The following is a 19,106-nucleotide window of genomic DNA, read 5'->3' on the forward strand; positions in this document are numbered from 1 at the left end:
CGAGGTTCCGGTTGGGCAGTGAGCGTGATTGTCTGGCGAAGCGATTCTCGAGCCTTCATTGTCGCGATACCCCACGCGCCGGGTAAGTGGCGCAATCGTCAATCTCCGGTAACATCACGCCATGCACAATCATCTTGTCGTCGCGCTGGCCTATGACCGGCTCTGTACCTTCGAATTCGGCTGTGTGACCGAACTGTTCGCGCTCGAGCGTCCTGAGCTCGGTGTGGACTGGTATCGCTTCGCGGTATGCGCGAGCGAACCCGGTCCGATTCGCGCGGCTGGCGGCATCACCGTCGCCGCGCCGTACACGCTCAGGCTGCTGGATCGCGCTGACACGATCGTGATTCCCGGCTGGCGCGATGCCGACGAATTGCCGCCGGAACCACTGCTGAAAAAAATTCGCGCCGCCTACGAACGCGGCGCGCGCCTTTGCTCGATCTGCTCCGGTGTGTTCGTGCTGGCCGCTGCGGGTGTGCTCGACGGCAAGACCGTCACGACACACTGGCGCTACGCCGACAAATTGCAGCAGCGCTATCCGCAATTGCGCGTGCAGCCGGATGCGTTGTATGTCGACGAAGGGCAGATCATCACCTCGGCGGGATCGGCGGCCGGGCTCGACATGCTGCTGCATCTGGTGCGGCGAGATCATGGCAGCGCGATCGCCAATCGGGTCGCGCAGCGTCTCGTGGTGCCGCCGCATCGAGAGGGCGGCCAGGCGCAGTTCGTGCCGCGGCCGATGCCGCAAGATGAAGGCGGCCGCCTCGCGAAGCTGATGGACTGGGTGCGCCGCCATCCTGCGTTGCCGCACACCTTGCGCTCGCTGGCCGAACGGGCGGCGATGAGCCCGCGTACGCTGCAGCGGCAGTTCCACGACGCGACGGGCATGGCGCCCTACGAATGGCTGGTGCGTGAACGCGTGTCGATCGCGCGGGAACTGCTTGAGGCGCCGACCCCGTTGCCGATGGCGCGTGTGGCCGAGCTGGCAGGCTTCGGTTCCGAAGAATCGCTGCGGCGGCATTTCCGGCGTATCGCGTTGACGAGCCCAGGCGCGTATCGTAAGAAGTTCGGGGTGCAGGCCGGGGTGCAGTGATTCGGCTAGCGGCGCGTCGTTTTTCGTTCTGCTGTTCCCCCACGGGAACAGTTTCAAACGAACGCATTGCCAATGCGCAAAATCATGTATGACTCGGGTATGACAAGCAGCTTGATGCGTGCCGCATGACCGGTCGAATACGTTTCGTGCAAGCCGCCGTGTATGCTCAAAAGTCACAGAGTGCCGCGTGCCGGGCGTTGCGAGCGAATCGTGCGATAGGCCGCCCGTTTCGCCGCCTTGCAAGGGTTCGCGCAATCGCCGGTTTTCTGTCAGCATCACGGCCAGCATCCGTGGCAACCCACGTCAAACGTGCAGCGCATACGGCTACTTGAAGCGCGTGTTCGAAACACGTCGTCGTCATCGTCCTCTCCTGCTCATGAACGTCAAAACCGCCGCTGCTGCCGTTGTCGTCTCCGCTGCCATGGCAGCGCTCATGCCTGCGCTCGTCACGGCGCAAACGGAAGCAGCCGATTCGCGCGCCGAACTCTATCGCCGCAACCTGCTGGCGGGCAAGGAGGTGCCGTGCCGCACCAACGCGTCATGCGCGGCGTTGGGCGTGGCCGCGCTCGAAGCAGGGCGCCTCAAGGACGCGCAAACGCTGGTCGCGATGGAAGCCGCGCTCGCCGAGGCCACCGCCATGCAGGCGAACGAAGAGAACTCGCCGAAAGCGACCAGTTCGGCGCGGGCTCGCGTGGCGATGGCGCTGGTTCATCAGGGCGACGTACAAGTGAGGCTGGGCGCGCTGCCGGATGCGCGCGCGTACTACCGCACCGCGGTGAGCCGCGGCAACGACTATCCCAACGACGCGCTACTCGGTCGCGCGGTAGCGGCGGCGCGTCAGCGTCTCGAAGCGATTGCGGACAAGGCGGTAGTGGCCGGTCTGCCGCCGAACGGCGCACGCTTTGCCAGCTACATGTTTTTCGGCGCATGGAACAGTATCGAGGTGAAGCCGGTGAAAGGGCGGCACGGCGTCTATCGGATCGATGGCGACTTCGTGTATCCGACTGTCGCCGCCGACGGTCAACCGAGCGCGAACATGGGCAGCCTGTCGGCGTACGTGCGGTTCTACGACGGCGTGGCGCGCGTGCCGATGAGCGATGGTGTCGGCGATGCGCCGCTCGACGCAACCGCCAGGATCACCAATCTCGCGCCTTATGACAAACGTGCGGACAAGCCAACGGACAAGCGTGCGGACAAATGCCTGATCGAGTTCAAACTCTCCGCACCGGAAACGCTCGATGTAGCGACGCACGGCTCACCGACGGAATGCGGATTTGGCTTCAACGTTAGTGCGGACGGACGTTACTATCTGATGACAGGTTCCTGACGGCCGGCATGCGGCAGATCGCGAGCCTGTTCAGCTTCCGCCTGCATGCTTCCCCATCCGCGCTGCGTCTCTTATGATGCAGTGGCCGTGCACGATTTACCGCTGTCCAAAGCGTTTCCGCCAACAAAACTCTGATAAGAAAAACGCTCGCCATGCAAAACCATTGCTGATCGTTCCGTTGATCGTCTCGCTGTCGTTCATGCTGGTCGCCGATATCGATAGCCCGCGCGGCGGTGTGATTCGCGTGAAGCCACTCAATCTCCATGCGCTCGCGGATTTGTTCCGCTCGCATTGAACCCGTACTGAATCCGCATCGAGTCGCACGAAGGAGAAACACATGTCCGATATCGCACAGACCATCGCCAGCTTTAATGCCGGCCGCGATCCTGAACGGCTCGCGATGAAATACAAGCTCATGCGTAGCTCGCCGTTCGTGTTTCTGCGCGGCACCTGTCATCTGTTTTACGCGCGTCTGCCGCGCGACACGGTGCTCGACGAAGCGCCGCCGGTGTGGATTTGCGGCGATATGCATCTGGAAAATTTCGGCAGCTATAAAGGCGACAACCGCCTCGTCTATTTCGACAACAACGATTTCGACGAAGCCTGTCTCGCGCCGAGTCTTTACGAACTGGTACGGCTCCTCACGAGCGTGCTGGTCGGCGCGAACGACCTCAAGCTGAGCCGCGCGCAGGCGCTCGCGCTCTGCCACACCGCGGTCGACTCCTATAGCGCCGCGCTCGCTTTCGGCAAAGCACGCTGGATCGAAGCGGAGACGTCGACCGGCATGGTGCGCGATCTGTTCGACGCACTGGCGAGCCGCACGCGCGCCGCGCATCTGGATCGGCGCACCACGCTCAAGGGTAAGACCCGCGTGCTCAAAGTGGATGGCAAGAAAGCGCTACCGGTGAGCGACAAGGCGCGCGCCACAGTCACCGCGTTCATGCATCAGTTCGCCGCTGGTCAACCCAATCCGGACTTCTATCGCATCATCGACGTGGCGCGGCGGATTGCCGGCACCGGCAGCCTGGGCGTGGACCGCTACGTGATTCTCGTCGAAGGCAAGGGCTCGCCGGACGGCAACTATCTGCTCGATCTGAAAGAGGCGCTGCCTTCTTCGGTCACGCCGCATGTGCGCACACCGCAGCCGAAGTGGCAGAGCGAGGCGCAGCGTGTGGTTGAAATTCAGCGGCGCAATCAGGCGGTTTCGCAGGCGTTCCTGCATGCAGTCGATTTCAATCAATGCTCGTATGTGCTGCGCAGCTTGCAGCCGTCGGAAGACCGTGTGGCATTGAGCGACTGGGACGGCAAGCTGCCGCGGCTCGAAGAAGTGGTCAACAGCATGGCCCAATTGAGCGCGTGGGCGCAACTGCGCAGCGGCGGCCGGCAGAAGTCGTCGATTGCGGACGAGTTGATTGCATTCGGCAATCGCAAGGATTGGCAATTGCCGTTGATTGAACTCGCGACGCAGTGTGAGGCGCAGGTGGGGGCTGACTGGAAGGCGTATTGCGAGGCTTATGATGGGGGTGCGTTTGATTTGCCGGCGCCAACCAAGTCTTGAGAGGTTAGCCGCACTGGAGGTTCAGCGCGTAGCGCGCAAACTTGCAGAATAGCTCGCGTGTTGGCGTACGCAGTCGTACTACGCTTGCGCATTCTCACGCCGTTCCCGACCTCTTCCGATGCGCGGCGCATCCCAGCGCCGCGCATGCCAGCAAGTCCTCCAGACAAACCCTGATTGCTGCGTTCAATCCGCCACTGCTATCGTTCGCTGGTCTTTGTGGAAGCGCTTCCACTGTAGCTGCCCGGCAGCATCCACATCGAGTTTTGCCGTACCCGGTTCAATGACCTCAGCGCAGGAGAGAATCCGTGGCAAACGACGCATCCGCTGTATTCGACACCCTATCCCCAGCAGTTTCCAAGGGTTCGCTCGCCGATCCCTTCACCCCGCCCGCGGACTCTTCGCTGTGGCGCAAGAACTTCCTGCTTGGCGCCGCCACCGCTTCGTATCAGATCGAAGGCGCGGTGAATGAAGACGGCCGCCTGCCGTCGATCTGGGACACCTTCTCAGCGATACCCGGCAAGGTGCTGGCCGGCGACACCGGCGCCGTTGCCTGCGATCACTATCATCGCTGGGAAGCGGACGTCGAGATGCTGGCCTCTCTCGGTCTCGAAGGCTATCGGCTCTCGATTGCGTGGCCACGCGTGATGGATGCGGCAGGCGCGCCCAATCGCAAAGGGATCGACTTCTACAAGCGCCTCCTGAATCGTCTGAAAGAGAAGGGCATCACGACCTTCGTGACGCTCTATCACTGGGACTTGCCGCAGCATCTGGAAGATCGCGGCGGCTGGCTCAATCGCGACACCGCTTACCGTTTCGCCGACTACGCTGACTTGATGAGCTGCGAACTGGCCGGAACGGTCGACGCATGGGCGACGCTCAACGAGCCCTGGTGCTCGGCGTATCTCGGCTACGGCAACGGCCACCACGCGCCGGGCCTCGCCAACGACCGCTTTGCGACGCAGGCGATGCATCACCTATTGCTCGCGCACGGCCTCGCCGTGCCGGTGTTGCGCGCCAACGATCCGGCTTCGCAGAAAGGTATCGTCGCCAACATCGGCCGCGGCACGGCCAATAGCGATAGCGCTGCGGATCAGCGCGCGGCGCATCTGTTCGAAGTCCAGCACAATGCGTGGATTCTCGATCCGTTGCTCAAGGGTTCGTATCCACAAGACCTGTTCGAGTTGTGGCCGGGCACTGAGCCGCTGGTGCTCGACGGCGATATGGAAACCATTTCCGCGCCGCTCGATTTCCTCGGCATCAACTATTACTTCCGCACCAACGTCGCGAGCGACGGCGCGCATGGATTCCGGGACGTGCCGCTTGAAGGCGTCGAGCGCACGCAGATGGGCTGGGAGGTGTATCCCGATGGCTTGCGCGATCTGCTGACCGGTTTCAAGGAGACGTATCACAACCTGCCGCCGATCTACATCACCGAAAACGGCATGGCCTCGGACGATGAGGTGACCGACGGTCGTGTGGAGGATACGCAGCGCATCTCGTTCCTCAAGCGGCATCTCGCGGCGGTCGATCAGGCGATCAAGGCCGGCGTGGATATTCGCGGCTATTTTCTGTGGTCGTTGATGGATAACTTCGAATGGGCGTTTGGGTATGAGCGTCGCTTCGGTGTCGTACATGTCGACTACAGTACGCAGAAGCGCACAATCAAACGGAGTGCTGAGCTAGTGGAGAAATTTTTGCAGGAGCGTAAGGCAAAGGCTTAACGGCAGGTGAAGCTGGTTTGTATGTCGACCTGAAACGCGGGCGCAAAGCCCGAAGGAGACGGAATGCACAGCAAAAAAATGGTCTTGCGAGGCGTAGTTGCGGCACTGGCGCTGTACGGAGTCATCGCGCATGCGGCTGAACCGCTGAAAGCCAACGTGATTCACTGGTGGACCTCCGGCGGCGAATCTGCCGCGATCCGCCAGTTTGCCGATGCGTACAACAAGGCCGGTGGCCAGTGGGTTGACAACGCAGTGGCCGGCGCCGATCAGGCGCGTTCCACCGCGATCAACCGGATCGTCGGCGGCGATCCACCCACCGCCGCACAGTTCAATACCTCCAAGCAGTTTCACGACCTGATCGATCAGGGCCTGCTGAACAACGTCGACGACGTCGCCGCGAAAGAAAACTGGAACGGCGTGTTCCCGCAATCGATCATCGACAGCATCCGGGTGAAGGGTCACTACTACGCCGCGCCAGTCGATATTCACATGCCGGCCTGGTTCTTCTACTCGAAGCCGGTGTTCCAGAAGGCAGGCATTGCCGCCGAGCCGAAGAGCTATGACGAATTCCTCGCCGATCTCGGCAAGCTGAAGGCAGCGGGCGTGATCCCGCTCGCGCTCGGTGGTCAGCCGTGGCAGGAAAAGATCACCTTCGACGCGGTGTTCGCCGACGTCGGCGGTCCCGATCTCTATCTGAAGGTGTACCGCGATCGTGACATGAGCGCGGTCAAGTCGGATGCATTCAAGAAGGTGCTCGCGCAGTTCAAGCGCTTGCATGATTTCGTCGATGCCGGCTCGCCTGGCCGCAACTGGAACGATGCCACCGCGCTGGTGATTTCCGGCAAGGCCGGTGTGCAGATCATGGGCGACTGGGCCAAGGGTGAATTCTCGGCGGCCAACCAGGTTGCCGGCAAGGACTTCGGCTGCTTCCCGGGCTTCGGTCCGCATTCGCCGTATCTGGTTGCGGGCGACGTATTCGTGTTCCCGAAGACCGACAATGCCAACGCAATCAAGGCGCAGAATCTGCTTGCCACGGTGATGACCTCGCCGGCCGCGCAAGTCGCATTCAGCGCGAAGAAAGGTTCGATTCCGATTCGCCCCGATGTGGATGTGAGCAGTCTCGACATCTGCGCGAAGGAGGGCATGGCGATCATGAAGGACAAGTCGCGTCAGTTGCCGAATCCGGAGATGCTGCTCTCGCCTGACACGCAGGGCGCGTTGATCGACGTCATCACGAACTTCTGGAACAAGAACCAGTCGGTCGATGATGCGCAGAAGGCGTTTGCCAGTGCGTTGAAGAGCTAGGCGCTCATCATGCACGCGCTCAAGCTGCCGGCTGCCGACTCAAGGCATCGCAAAGGGCCGCTGAAAAAGCCGCTAAAAAAGCGTTTACCGATAGCGGCATGGCTGGCCTTGCTGCCGATGGTCCTGACTGTCGTGTTCGCGTATCTCGGCACGATGGTCTGGACCGCGCGCGTATCTCTCAGCAATTCGCGCACGTTTCCTTCCGGCGACTTCGCGGGCCTCACGCAGTACACGCGGCTCTTCAATAACGACCGCTGGTTGCTGTCGCTGCAAAACATCGTGATCTACGGCGCGTGCTTCATTGTCGCGTGCATGGTGATCGGTTTGCTGCTGGCGATTTTCATCGACCAACGCGTGGTGGCCGAAGGCGCGTTGCGCACGGTGTTTCTCTATCCATATGCGATGTCGTTTGTCGCAACGGGTCTGGTCTGGCAGTGGATTCTGAATCCTGAGCTGGGTGCGCAGGCCGTGCTGCACAAGATCGGTTTCGTGCATGCGCGCTTCGACTGGATCGTGGATCAGGATTGGGTGATTTACACCATCGTCATCGCGACGGTGTGGCAGGCGTCTGGTCTCGTGATGGCGCTGCTGCTGGCCGGCTTGCGCGGTATCGACGACGAGCTGTGGAAAGCCGCACGTATCGACGGCATTCCGCGTTGGCGCGTGTATGCGAGCATCGTCGTGCCGATGCTCGGGCCTTCCCTGTCCACCGCCTTCGTGCTGCTCTTCGTGATGGTCGTGAAGCTTTACGACGCCGTGGTCGCCATGACGCAAGGCGGGCCCGGCACGGCAAGCGAAGTGCCGGCGAAGTTCATCATGGACTACCTGTTCGGCCGGGCCAACATCGGCCTCGCGTCGGCCGCGTCGATCGTGCTGCTGGCTACGGTGCTGGCGATTCTCGCGCCGTTCTTTTATGCCCGCAGCCGCGCTGCGTTGCGCAAGGAGGTGTGATGAACACGCTCAGTCCGCCACTCAAAGGCGGCACGCCGAGCCGTGCACGTCGACGCCGCCGTTCGTTTACACCCGCACGGCTCGGCGTCTACGCGTTTCTGCTCACCGCCGCGTTGTTCTTCCTATTGCCGTTGTATGTGATGCTCGTCACATCGGTGAAACCGATGAGCGAGATTCGCCTCGGCAATCTGCTCGCTTTCCCCGCGCATTTCACACTCGATGCATGGAGTGCCGCATGGCAATCCGCCTGCACCGGGCTCGATTGCAACGGTATCCAGGTCGGCTTCTGGAATTCGGTGCGTATCGTCGTGCCCAGCACGGTGTTGTCGATCGTGATCGGCGCGGTGAACGGCTATGCGCTGTCGTTCTGGCGGCCGCGTGGGGCAGGGCTGCTGTTCGGCGTATTGCTGATGGGCGCTTTCATTCCCGTGCAGGTGATGGTCTATCCGCTCGTGCGCGTGCTCGCGAGCGTGCATCTGTTCAGTTCGCTGCCGGGTATCGTGGTGATCCACACCATCTTCGGCATGCCAGTGATGACGCTGCTGTTTCGCAACTATTACGCGTCGATTCCGCAGGAGCTGTTCAAGGCGGCGCGCATCGACGGCGGTGGTTTCTGGCGCATCTTTTTGCAACTGATGCTGCCGATGTCCACGCCAATCATCGTCGTCGCGGTCATCATGCAGGTGACAGGCATCTGGAACGACTTCATTCTCGGCCTTGTGTTCGCCGGCACGAAAAACCTGCCGATGACGGTGCAACTGAACAACATCATCAATACGACGACTGGCGAGAGGCTCTATAACGTCAATATGGCGGCGACCATTCTGACCTCCATGGTGCCGCTTGCGGTTTACTTTATTTCGGGCCGCTGGTTTGTGCGCGGCATTGCGTCCGGCGCCGTCAAGGGATAGGGCGATAAAGCATGGCAAACCTGGCTAACCTGGCAAATGCGGCCGATCTGGCTAACCCGGCTGATGCGGCGAATGTCGGGCACGCGGTGGACACCGCGGGCCTGTCGAATCCGGCCAACGTATCGATACGCAATCTGAAGATCCAGCTCGGCGCGAATACGGTGATCGAGAATCTCGATCTCGATGTGCGAGCGGGTGAGTTCGTCGTGTTGCTCGGCCCATCGGGTTGCGGTAAGTCCACCTTACTGCACAGCATCGCGGGCCTGATCGACGTGACCGACGGCAGCATCGAAATTGCGGGCGAAGACATGACCTGGGCCGACCCGAAAGATCGCCGTATCGCGCTGGTGTTCCAGTCGTATGCGTTGTATCCGACCATGAGTGTCGAGCGCAATCTGTCGTTTGCTTTGCGTATCAACGGCACACCGAAGGCGGAGATTGAACGGCGTGTCAAACGGGCGTCCGAAATGCTGCAACTCGGCCCGCTGCTCAAGCGCAAGCCCGCGCAACTCTCCGGCGGCCAGCGGCAGCGCGTGGCGATCGGCCGCGCGATCGTGCGCGAGGCCGATGTGTTCCTGTTCGACGAGCCGCTTTCGAATCTCGACGCCAAATTGCGCACCGAACTGCGTCGCGAACTCAAGCAACTGCACCAGCGTCTGGGCGCGACGATGATCTACGTGACCCACGATCAGGTCGAAGCGATGACGCTCGCCACGCGCATGGCGGTGATGCGCGGCGGCGTGATCCAGCAGTTCGGCACGCCCGCCGAAGTCTATGCGCGGCCGAACAATCTGTTTGTCGCGACGTTTCTGGGCTCGCCCGCCATGAATGTGCTCAAGGGCACGCTCGAGACGCGCGATGGCGCGCTACACTTTTGTACAGCGGATTTGCAACTCGATGTGTCGCATTATCCTTTCAAAAACCTGCCAACGGATCGTCTGTCATGCGTACTCGGCGTACGGGCCGAAGACGTCCACGTGGGGGAAGGCTCAAGCGGTTCAAGCGGTTCAAACTCAAAAATGAGCGAGCGCGCGAACATTTCCCTGATCGAGCCGATGGGCAACCACCGTGTCATCTGGCTCGACTATCATGGAGTGCAAATCGCGTCGATCGACCAGACGAAGACGCCGGTGGCAATAGGGGATGCCGCGACGTTCTCGTTCGATGGCGCACATATTTCGCTGTTCGAGGAAGATGGCGGCGCGCGTCTGTAGTGATGGGATGCAGCGTCGTTGAATACAACAGGCTTGACGGAGAACCGCGTGGCAACACTCAAGGATGTCGCGGCACTGGCCGGCGTCGGCATGTCGACTGCCTCACGGGCCATTTCCGGTAAGGGACCCATTTCAGCCGATGCCGCCGCGCGCGTGAAGGCCGCGATCGAAGCGCTGAATTTCCGGCCGTCGTCCATCGGTCGCGCCATGGCGACGCAATCGCTCGGCATGATCGGCATTTTCGTGCCGACTTTCTTCGGCTCCTACTACGGCACGATTCTCAAGCAGACCGACACCGAACTGCGCGCGGTGCGCCGTCACGTGGTGGTGGCGACGGGTTGCGGGGAAGTGTCGCCGCGCGAGCAGGCCATCGAGGCAGTGCGTTTTCTGATCGGCCGCGATTGCGATGGCGTGGTGGTGATCAGCCACGATCTGCACGACGAAGATCTGGACATGCTGCATCGCATGCATCCGAAGATGGTGTTTCTGAATCGCGCGTTCGATCAGTTGCCGGAGGCGTCGTTTTGCGCGGATCATCGGCGCGGCGGTGAACTGGCGGCACGCACGCTGCTCGACTATGGGCATCGGGACATTGCGGTGATTTCCGGGCCGTTCAGCGCCTCGGACAATCACACCCGGCTCGAAGGCTTCTTTGCCGAATTGTCGCGCGAGGGCATTGCGCGCGAGGACGTCACGCTGATCGAATCGGACTTCTCGCCGGAAGGCGGTTACGTCGCCGCGCAGAAGCTGCTCGATTCGGAGCGGCGCTTCACCGGCCTCTTTTGCGCGAACGACACGATGGCGGTGAGCGCGCTGGCGCGTTTCCACCAGGCGGGCATTTCCGTACCGGACGAAGTCTCGGTGATCGGCTACGACGATGACTATTCGGCCGCGTATGCCGCGCCCGGGCTCACCTCGGTGCATATCCCGACGGCGGAGTTGACGCAGAACGCCGTGCGCTGGCTGGTCAATCAGTGCTACCGGACCTCGTGGGAGATCATCCGCGAGTTTCCGGTGAGCGTGACGATGCGGGAATCGGTGGGGCCTGCACCGGGGGCTTCATCGACCAGGATCAAGGCACCCAGTTGCCGCATCGCGTCGTAGCGTCTTCGCGAAGCGGCGTATAAAGGCGCGTAGGGGCTGCTTTGGCCCCGCTTATGTTCCGCTGCGCAGCGACTGCTCGTAGCGCAGGCGCGCTTCTTCGTCGAGGCGCGTGTCTTCGAGTTCCTGCAGCACGGCTTCGAGATCGATCGGCGTGGTGTCCAGTTCGACACGGCCGGTCAATTTGGCATCCACGTGCAAGGCGCCTGCTTCGTACAGCGACCAGATTTCCTTGCCGTAGCTCGTATCGAGCAACGCGGGCGCGAAACGGCCGAAATAGGTAGCGAGGTTGTTCACGTCGCGCTCCAGCATGGCCGGCGCTTCCAGATTGCCGGCGGCATTCACGGCTTGCGGCAGGTCGATGATCACCGGGCCGTCCGCCGCGAGCAGGATGTTGTATTCGGACAGGTCGCCGTGAATCATCCCGGCGCACAGCATGCGCACCACCTGGTTGATCAGCAGCGCGTGCAATTCGAGTGCGCGTGCTTCGGTCATCTCGACATCGTTCAAACGCGGCGCGACGTCGCCATCCGCATCGGTCACCAATTCCATCAGCAACACGCCGTCGGTGCAGATGAAGGGCTGCGGCACGCGCACGCCGGCGTTGGCGAGCTGGAACAGCGCATCGACTTCCGCGTTCTGCCACGCCTGTTCCTGCACTTCGCGCCCATAGCGGCTGCCTTTTTCCATGGCGCGCTGCTGGCGGCTGTTCTTGACCTTGCGACCCTGCTGATAGGACGCGGCCTGGCGGAAACTGCGCTGTTTGGCGTCCTTATAGACCTTCGCGCAGCGCGTGGACTCGCCGCTGCGGACCACGTAGACGGTGGCTTCCTTGCCGCTCATCAGCTGCGAGATGACTTCGTCGATCAGGCCCTCTTCGACGAGCGGGAGCAGACGTTTAGGTGTTTTCATGCGGCCACCGGAGCGCGGTGGGGGGCGGATCGGTCGGGTGCGGCCGATTGCGAGAGGAGGTGGTGCGGGATTCGGATCATGCCGGATTATAAGGGGTATGGAGACATGTGCCGGAACACGAGCGTCAAGGTGCCGGACGCGACCGGCACACCGCGGACGTATGGCCGCCAGACGAAGACATCACGCCTGAAATACAGACTCCATTCGCTGTATTTCGGGCCGGGACAGATTCAGCGCGGCGGCTTCTTCCCGCCATGTGTCGACGGCGTCTTGAACTTCCGCGACGATGCGGCGCGCGTCTGTGTCGTCGAGTCGATAAAACTCAGCGGTGTCGAAGGCGGTTTCAAGATCCGGCAGGGCGCTCATACCGTCCAGCGTGAGCGCGTGTTCCCGCTTGCTCGGATTTGGATTCATATCGAACGCCGGCGAGAGCCGCCAACCCGAAGGCTCGCGAATGAAGCCGTGATTGCGCAGGTGATCGTCCCGGTTTCCCATGAGTACGTTGAAGACGACTCTTCTGAAGAGTTGAGCGAGATCTTCGTCGATATGACCTTGTGCGCCGTTGTCGGCGAGGTACTCGGCAATGTCCAGGTAGCCTGCTCCCGATTCGCCATCCTGACGTTCGAGCAAGGTCATGGCCGAGGTGTACATGCGCCGGCTGCCTTCACGGCGATCGAATCGTTCGACGCAGAACGTGCCATAACGTGTGCCGACATACTTGAGTTCGGATTGCGGCACCCAGATGCCGGCTTTCCTGGCCAACCGGTGAGCGATGTATTCCCACGCACCGATGTCGTAACGGTCGTCTTTGGCGGGGAATTTGGCGATCCAGAGATCATTGCCCAGGCTCGTGAAGTTCGCTTTTGGGCGAGCGCCGCCGAGCGAGGTGCCAGGGGCGATCAGCATCGCGAGCCACTGCTCGTACTCGGGCAGTTTTTCTATATCGGCTTCTTCAATGCGCAGGCTGATATACGCGAGGGTCGCGAGGTCGGTGACCGGCGGCGCGGCATCGGCGCTGTTGTCGAGAAAATGTCCGTCCACGTCCTGAAACCGCAGCGCGCCGACTCGTGTCAGGTCGTGCACGCCCAGCAGGAAATCGATCTCCTGCAAATTGCGCATAGGCCGGTCTTCGCGATCTGCCGCCGCGGCCTCGCGGCGTTCCATCAGCACGCGGCCCCAGCGATCCGGCGCCGAGTCCATGAAAACGCCGAATGCAGCGGATTTCGCAGGCGGATATTGCTCGTCGGTCCATAACTCGAGGCGCGGGTCGAGCATGAATGCGTTACGCCCATCTATCCAGCTCTTTGCATAGGCGAACGATGCCGGCAAGTCTGTGCGCGCAGTCTGGCGATACAAGGTGCCGACCTGCTGCTGGCTGCTCAGTTCGGTTGCGTCGAGAAATACCTTGAATGCATCTCGAGGTTTATTGCTGACCATCAGATTTCTTCGGGTGTTTTTTTGCCGGCTGCCCGGTTTTGACAGGGGCGGCGCCGGGCGTGTTCGTGCGCGGTTTGCGCTGACCCGGCAACTTGAGGTCCTGCAGCTTGCGGCCGAGTTCGTCGTCATGGGCGACGGCGTCCATGTCCTTGTCGAGACCCAACACGCGAAGCGCCCGCATATAGGTGCCGAGCGCAATATTCGGATCGCCTTTCTCGAGGCGGCTCAGCGTGTCGCGCGAAATGCCCAACCTTTCGGCGAACAGAACGGTTGGGAGTTCACGCCGCAGGCGGGCGAGTTTCAGGCGTTCGCCGAGCGCACGCATCTGCTTCTCGACCGACGGAAAGGGACGTTGAAAGGTGCGGGGCATGTCCGATAGATTAGGCAAATATCGATAGTATGTCAAAAGTATCGGACATATTTTCTGAGCCAGAGGTTATGATTGCCTTGATCTGACCCAGAATTTATAAGATTTGTACGATATTTAAGGCAATTTTGGTGATTTTGCCTAAAGTATCGTACAAAATAAGAGGCTCAATGATCACCCAACCACTCCAAACCCGCGCAGACGAGACCTTGCGGACCGCATGCCGTGCCGGTGGCGTATCTAATAGTGCCGCTGCTGGCCCGGGCGTTTTACGCGATCAGAACCTGGCCGTCGATCTACACGGTGGAGCTAGTCGAGTTCGTGCTGATCGGCTTGATGATGCTTTGGAGTCCAGCGGGTTTCGTGCCGATTCTCGCAACGTTCAAACCGGACGTACGGGCGGCGCGGCTCGGGCAGTCGGTCCATCCTGTACCCGATGGGCCGCTGCAGGATGCGTAAACCCTGAATCGCCGTAAGTGCGCAGCACCTCAGAGATGATCACCTGATACCCATCGAGCCAGTTTGCCTGCGCCGCTTTCGCTTCCAGATGCGCGGGGTGTTGCATCAACGCTTGCAATGCCTCGAGCGACGCCCAGTAGTACACATTCGACGTCAGTCCTGTCGACGCGTTTTCCCACGACTCTTCGCCGATATAGCCGGGAATGGCCTTGGCGGCGGTGGCGATGGTCTCGTCGAGCCGGTAGAACCGTTCGTCTAATTGTCGTGTCGCGAAGATGAAAGTTGACGTGTACATGGCGTAACCGGTTTGTAGGTAGGCGAACGTTTGCGCATCATAGCGCACGGTATCGAGCGCTCATTTTTTTGCGTTATTTGCCGCATTTTCAGGGGTATTCTCACGCGCCATCTGCTGCACGGTAGTAACGGTGTTGTAATAGTCCGCAACAGTGTATTGCGTTTTCCCTCATTCATTTCGCACGGCAATCGCTTAAACTTGCCAGTAACAATTTGTTACGGGGTGCGAGATGTTGGCCGTGTTCATCATCGCCTGTCCGATCTGCATCGCCGCGCTGTTCGGTTTCGCGCGGCACGTGGATCCGCTGACAGGGCAGTTCAGGCGTTAGACCCAAAATGGGGCAGTGTCGGCGGGGGTGTTCAAGCCATTACTGGTTTTAACCACTTTCCATAGGCGATCAAAGCCTCAACCCTTGCCTTGACGTGCCGAGTCACGGCACGATGCGCGATAACCTAAGTTCGGGGCACTATCGCGTATGCGGGATTTTCTGGCAAACATCACTACGCGCCTTGGCGTTTTGAAGGGCGTGCTTCCTTTGAGCCGTGCCGCGGCGGCGCGCGATGCGCTGGCCGGCGTGCAGCTTGCGTCGATGGATATTCCGCAAGTGCTCGGCTATGCGCGCATTGCCGGCATGCCGGCCGTTACCGGTCTTTACACTGTCTTTCTGCCGCTTATTGCGTTTGCGTTTTTCGGCGCCTCGCGGCACCTCGTCGTGGCTGCCGACTCCGCCACCGCCACCATTTTCGCGAGCCGCCTCTCGACCATGGCGCCGGCTTCTAGCGCAGAGTATGCGGCGCTCGCCGGAATGGTCGCCTTGCTCACTGCCGCGCTTCTGCTCATCGCGCGGATCTTCAAGCTCGGTTTTCTTGCTGATTTTCTCTCGCGCACGGTGCTGGTCGGCTTCTTGGCCGGCGTTGGCGTGCAGGTCGGCATCGCCATGCTGGGCGACATGTTCGGCGTCCCTGGACATGCCGCGAACAGCGTCGGCCAACTCGCGCTCGTGGTGCGCGAGGCGGCGCAGATCAATCTGCCGACGCTTGCTATTTCCGCGCTGGTCGTGGTTTCCATTCTGGTTTTCAAGCGCTTTTTGCCACGCCTGCCGGTGCCATTGATCGCGGTGGTGGCGGGTATCGCCGCAAGCGATATTTACGGTTTCGCGGCGCACGGCATTTCAGTGCTGGGGCCGGTGGCAGGGGGATTGCCGCCGCTGCGCATGCCCTCGGTCACCTGGCAGCAATTACTCGATCTGCTGCCGGTCGCAGCCTCCTGCTTCGTGATGATCGTCGCGCAAAGCGCCGCCGCAAGCCGCGTATTTGCCGAGCGCTATCACGAGACGGTCGATACCAATGCCGACCTGTTGGGTATTGCCGCCGCCAACGCTGCCGCGGCGTTTTCCGGCGCCTTCGTGGTGAACGGCAGTCCGACGCAAACCGCGATGGCCGATCGCGCCGGCACGCGCAGCCAGTTCGCGCAGGTCGTATTCGCGGTGGTGGTGGTCGTGGTGCTGCTGTTTTTCAGCCGTTATTTGCAGTACCTGCCGCACTGCATTCTGGCCAGCATCGTGTTTACGATCGCCATTGGCCTCATCAATCTGCAGACGCTGTTTTCGATTCGCCGCGAAAGCCCCGGTGAATTCACGCTGGCCGTGTTTACCGCCGCGGCGGTGGTGCTGATCGGTGTCGAGCACGGCATTCTGGTGGCGGTGGCCTTATCGCTGCTGCGGCATGTGCGGCATAGCTACCGGCCGCACACCATGGTCCTCGTGCCCGGCGAAGGCGGCATCTGGGTGCCGGTGCCGGCCGCGCCCGGGCTCGAGACCGCGCCGGGGCTGATCGTCTATCGCTTTGGCTCCGACCTGTTCTACGCGAACGACCACTTTTTCATCGACGATGCCCGTCGCCTGATCGACCACGCGCCGAGCCCGGTGCGCTGGTTCGTGATCGATTCCGGCGCGATCACCGATCTGGACTATTCGGCGGCGCGTTCGGTCGGCGAGTTGTGCGAAGCGCTAAAACGTAGCGGCGTCGAAGTGATTTTTGCGCGCGTGAATCAGTATCTGCGCTCGGATATGGACCGGCATGGCATCACGCCGACCGTCGGCGCAAACTGCATTTTCAGCACCTTGCATGACGCGCTGCGCATGGCAGGCGTGGAGCAGCCGGGTACGCAGGTCAAAGCCGCGTCGTAAACGTCGTTCTGGTTTGTTTGGCAAGACGTGGTGGATTGCTTCAGGTTTGCGGCTCTTCATCGGCAAAGAAGTAGCCGATAAAAAAGCACGCGCCCGCGAGCAGGGCGCCAAGCACGGCCACCGTATAGGCGAGCGCCGTACCGTGCCAAAGACTGTCGAACCATTGATGAATCTGCGCCATCACCACGGCCGCGTTGCCGCCGATGCGCTGCAATTCGATCTGATAGCGCGGGTCTGCGATGCTGTACATGGAAACGGCGCTGTCTGGCGCCGGCGCCATGACATAGATGATCACCGCGGCGATCAGACCGGCGAGCAGCACGACGACGCCCGCCAGATAAAGCCGCTTTTGCAATGGCGAATGCTTCGCCGCCGGATTCAGGTCATTGCCACCGCTCATCGTGTTCGCTTGCCCGCTCAAGTCATCAAGGCGACAGTATCGCAGAGCGGGCACACCCCGAAGACGCGGCTAGCTTTTCGAAGTCAGCAGCTTGATCCCCGCAATGCCGAACATGATCGCGAGCGACCCGTCCAGCCAGCGACGGATCGCGACGTAGATGCGCCGTGCGGACGCAGTTGAAAACAGCACCGCGTAGCTGCTGAACACGGATACGCCGATCACCATGCAGCCGAGCACCACCGGCGCAGTGTGCGAAGTGCCGCCCGCCGGCGACATAGCCAGCGAAACGATCGAGAGCCACACCAGAATCGCTTTCGGATTGGTGAGATGCAGCAGCAGGCCGCGCAGATAGAGCCGTTTGAGCGGTTCGCCTTCGCGTGCGGTATTCGTAGGCAGCTTTTCCGCGCTGAATGCCGAGCGCGCGGATTTGAAGCCAAGCCACAGCAGATAAAGTCCGCCGGCAATCTTGATCGCCACCAGGCATTCCGAGTAAGTGGCGAGTACCGCCGACAAACCCAGCGACGCCAGCAACGCCCAGAAGAATGAACCGGACACCACGCCGAGCGCGAAGGTCAGCGCGGATTTTCTGCCGGCGCTCATCGCCAGCGACATGATCGCGAGATTGCTTGGCCCCGGACTCGCCGTGCCGACGAAGTAGGCGCTGTAGGCGATCAGGACATCGGCGGTGAGGAAGGAACTGGCGGTCATGGGCGTGTGAACCTCGGCGGGGGCGAACTGCGCCGCTCGTTGCGGCACGGGGGAATCGCATGGATCGATGCGCGAACAACCATTTTGCTCGCCCGTGTGCGAATCTCACAGATACAGTTGATCTCACGTGCGGCTGCACAATCGGGCGTTTGTGGGGCAACGCGGGGCCACTCTGGCGGGCCACGTGCCGAGTCCGGCTGTATTCGGAATCAACGCCGTTCGCTGAGCATGGTCGATTTATCGATTTTGGTGTTGGTCAGATCAAATATATATCGTTTTTCACCATTTTTAATCATGGTTAAAATCTGGCCCATGCGTGCGCTTTTCCGGGCCGCTTCATTGACCGATGCACGAACCCCCTTTACCTTCAGCGAGTTCCCCCACCATGAGCGTTGCCGACACCGTTTTGCCGCCGTTCCATCTGGCGTTTCCCGTGCATAACCTCGCCGCGGCCCGCGAGTTCTATGGCGAGCTGCTCGGCTGTCCGGAGGGGCGCAGCTCCCCAGAATGGATCGATTTCAACTTCTATGGACATCAGATCGTCGCGCACCTCGCACCAGAGGAAATCGGCCACCGTCAGACCAGCAAGGTCGACGGCGACGCGGTACCGGTGCGCCACTTCGGCGCGGTGCTCTCGATGGCGCAATGGCAGGCCGCAGCGGACAAACTGCAAAAGGCCGGCATCGACTTCATCATCGAACCGCACGTGCGCTTCAAGGGCGAGGTCGGCGAACAGGCCACGATGTTCTTCCTCGATCCGTCGGGCAACGCGCTGGAATTCAAGGCGTTTGCCGATATGTCGTCGTTGTTTGCGAAGTGAAGTGATGCGAGTGTGCGGGCGCCGGCGGCACGCGCCGGCGCTTCGAAACGAAAAGGCCGGTCAGCAATCATGTTGACCGGCCTTTTTTGCCTGACGCTAAAGCTCGGCGATTCACCGGCCGCGCCGGAATGAATCCCAGAATCGGCGCTAGAGCGTAAGGTATTTGCTTTCCATAACTTATTCTGAAGGCATGTCTCACGGCAGTTCGACGAGACATGCCTTTAGCAATACCCTTAAAAGAGCCTATCTACCCCTCATCAAACGTTTGCGCGGCATGAGCCCGCGTGCGTTTGAAGCGCTGCCTCTCCTTACATTAGCCTTCCTGACAATCTGGCCATTTTG

General features: G+C 61.1%; 17 protein-coding genes and 1 pseudogene. 12 read left to right on the top strand and 6 right to left on the bottom strand.

Annotated elements, in window-relative coordinates; genetic code table 11:
* The first annotated feature begins 121 nt into the window (after window positions 1-121).
* The 10 genes and pseudogenes from ftrA (at window position 122) to KHO30_RS25715 (ending at window position 11,181) form a co-directional block, all read left to right on the top strand.
* Complete coding sequence (gene ftrA, locus KHO30_RS25675) at window positions 122-1,090, top strand: transcriptional regulator FtrA (RefSeq protein ID WP_093632948.1); 969 nt, start codon at window positions 122-124, stop codon at window positions 1,088-1,090.
* Window positions 1,091-1,466: 376 nt separating this feature from the next.
* Window positions 1,467-2,417, top strand: coding sequence for a hypothetical protein (locus KHO30_RS25680; protein WP_211702721.1), 951 nt, complete (start codon window positions 1,467-1,469; stop codon window positions 2,415-2,417).
* A gap of 163 nt (window positions 2,418-2,580) precedes the next feature.
* Window positions 2,581-2,712 (top strand): annotated as a pseudogene (locus KHO30_RS39590) (bestrophin-like domain); the annotation flags it as partial.
* Window positions 2,713-2,754: 42 nt separating this feature from the next.
* A complete protein-coding gene (locus tag KHO30_RS25685; RefSeq protein WP_211702722.1) occupies window positions 2,755-3,975 on the top strand; it encodes a DUF2252 domain-containing protein in 1,221 nt (406 codons plus the stop codon).
* 305 nt (window positions 3,976-4,280) lie between these two features.
* A complete protein-coding gene (locus KHO30_RS25690; RefSeq protein ID WP_211702723.1) occupies window positions 4,281-5,696 on the top strand; it encodes a GH1 family beta-glucosidase in 1,416 nt (471 codons plus the stop codon).
* Between the two features lie 63 nt (window positions 5,697-5,759).
* Complete coding sequence (locus KHO30_RS25695; protein WP_211702724.1) at window positions 5,760-7,001, top strand: ABC transporter substrate-binding protein; 1,242 nt, start codon at window positions 5,760-5,762, stop codon at window positions 6,999-7,001.
* A gap of 9 nt (window positions 7,002-7,010) precedes the next feature.
* On the top strand, window positions 7,011-7,952 hold the full coding sequence (locus KHO30_RS25700; protein WP_093632943.1) for a carbohydrate ABC transporter permease: 942 nt from the start codon (window positions 7,011-7,013) through the stop codon (window positions 7,950-7,952).
* On the top strand, window positions 7,952-8,863 hold the full coding sequence (locus KHO30_RS25705; protein WP_093632942.1) for a carbohydrate ABC transporter permease: 912 nt from the start codon (window positions 7,952-7,954) through the stop codon (window positions 8,861-8,863). Before KHO30_RS25700 ends, KHO30_RS25705 begins: the two co-directional genes overlap by 1 nt.
* Window positions 8,864-8,874: 11 nt before the next feature.
* Window positions 8,875-10,077 (top strand): ABC transporter ATP-binding protein, encoded by a 1,203-nt coding sequence (locus KHO30_RS25710; RefSeq protein WP_211702725.1) that lies wholly within the window; start codon window positions 8,875-8,877, stop codon window positions 10,075-10,077.
* A gap of 48 nt (window positions 10,078-10,125) precedes the next feature.
* A complete protein-coding gene (locus KHO30_RS25715; RefSeq protein ID WP_093632940.1) occupies window positions 10,126-11,181 on the top strand; it encodes a LacI family DNA-binding transcriptional regulator in 1,056 nt (351 codons plus the stop codon).
* Between the two features lie 51 nt (window positions 11,182-11,232).
* Here the strand turns inward: KHO30_RS25715 and KHO30_RS25720 are convergent, their stop codons facing one another.
* The 4 genes from KHO30_RS25720 to KHO30_RS25735 form a co-directional block, all read right to left on the bottom strand.
* A complete protein-coding gene (locus KHO30_RS25720; RefSeq protein ID WP_200651561.1) occupies window positions 11,233-12,090 on the bottom strand; it encodes a PA4780 family RIO1-like protein kinase in 858 nt (285 codons plus the stop codon).
* A 180-nt stretch (window positions 12,091-12,270) separates the two neighbouring features.
* Window positions 12,271-13,527 carry a type II toxin-antitoxin system HipA family toxin gene (locus tag KHO30_RS25725; RefSeq protein WP_200651560.1) on the bottom strand — a complete coding sequence of 419 codons (1,257 nt, stop codon included), beginning with the start codon at window positions 13,525-13,527 and terminating at the stop codon, window positions 12,271-12,273.
* Complete coding sequence (locus KHO30_RS25730) at window positions 13,514-13,897, bottom strand: helix-turn-helix domain-containing protein (RefSeq protein WP_093632937.1); 384 nt, start codon at window positions 13,895-13,897, stop codon at window positions 13,514-13,516. The genes KHO30_RS25725 and KHO30_RS25730 overlap by 14 nt, the downstream gene beginning before the upstream one ends.
* 379 nt (window positions 13,898-14,276) lie before the next feature.
* A complete protein-coding gene (locus tag KHO30_RS25735) occupies window positions 14,277-14,648 on the bottom strand; it encodes an antibiotic biosynthesis monooxygenase family protein (protein WP_244864133.1) in 372 nt (123 codons plus the stop codon).
* A gap of 475 nt (window positions 14,649-15,123) precedes the next feature.
* On the opposite strand from KHO30_RS25735, the gene KHO30_RS25740 reads away from it, so the two are divergent.
* A complete protein-coding gene (locus KHO30_RS25740; protein ID WP_211702726.1) occupies window positions 15,124-16,836 on the top strand; it encodes a SulP family inorganic anion transporter in 1,713 nt (570 codons plus the stop codon).
* 40 nt (window positions 16,837-16,876) lie between these two features.
* Here the strand turns inward: KHO30_RS25740 and KHO30_RS25745 are convergent, their stop codons facing one another.
* Both KHO30_RS25745 and KHO30_RS25750 read right to left on the bottom strand, forming a co-directional pair.
* Window positions 16,877-17,236, bottom strand: a complete 360-nt coding sequence (locus KHO30_RS25745) for a hypothetical protein (RefSeq protein ID WP_211702727.1) — start codon at window positions 17,234-17,236, stop codon at window positions 16,877-16,879.
* Between the two features lie 69 nt (window positions 17,237-17,305).
* Window positions 17,306-17,944 (bottom strand): LysE family translocator, encoded by a 639-nt coding sequence (locus KHO30_RS25750; protein ID WP_093633239.1) that lies wholly within the window; start codon window positions 17,942-17,944, stop codon window positions 17,306-17,308.
* A gap of 385 nt (window positions 17,945-18,329) precedes the next feature.
* Between KHO30_RS25750 and KHO30_RS25755 the strand changes: the two genes are divergently transcribed.
* Window positions 18,330-18,764, top strand: coding sequence for a VOC family protein (locus KHO30_RS25755; RefSeq protein ID WP_211702728.1), 435 nt, complete (start codon window positions 18,330-18,332; stop codon window positions 18,762-18,764).
* Window positions 18,765-19,106: the final 342 nt, after the last annotated feature.

This window comes from Paraburkholderia aspalathi (assembly GCF_905220735.1).
In the GTDB taxonomy this organism is placed as follows: Bacteria; Pseudomonadota; Gammaproteobacteria; order Burkholderiales; family Burkholderiaceae; genus Paraburkholderia; species Paraburkholderia aspalathi.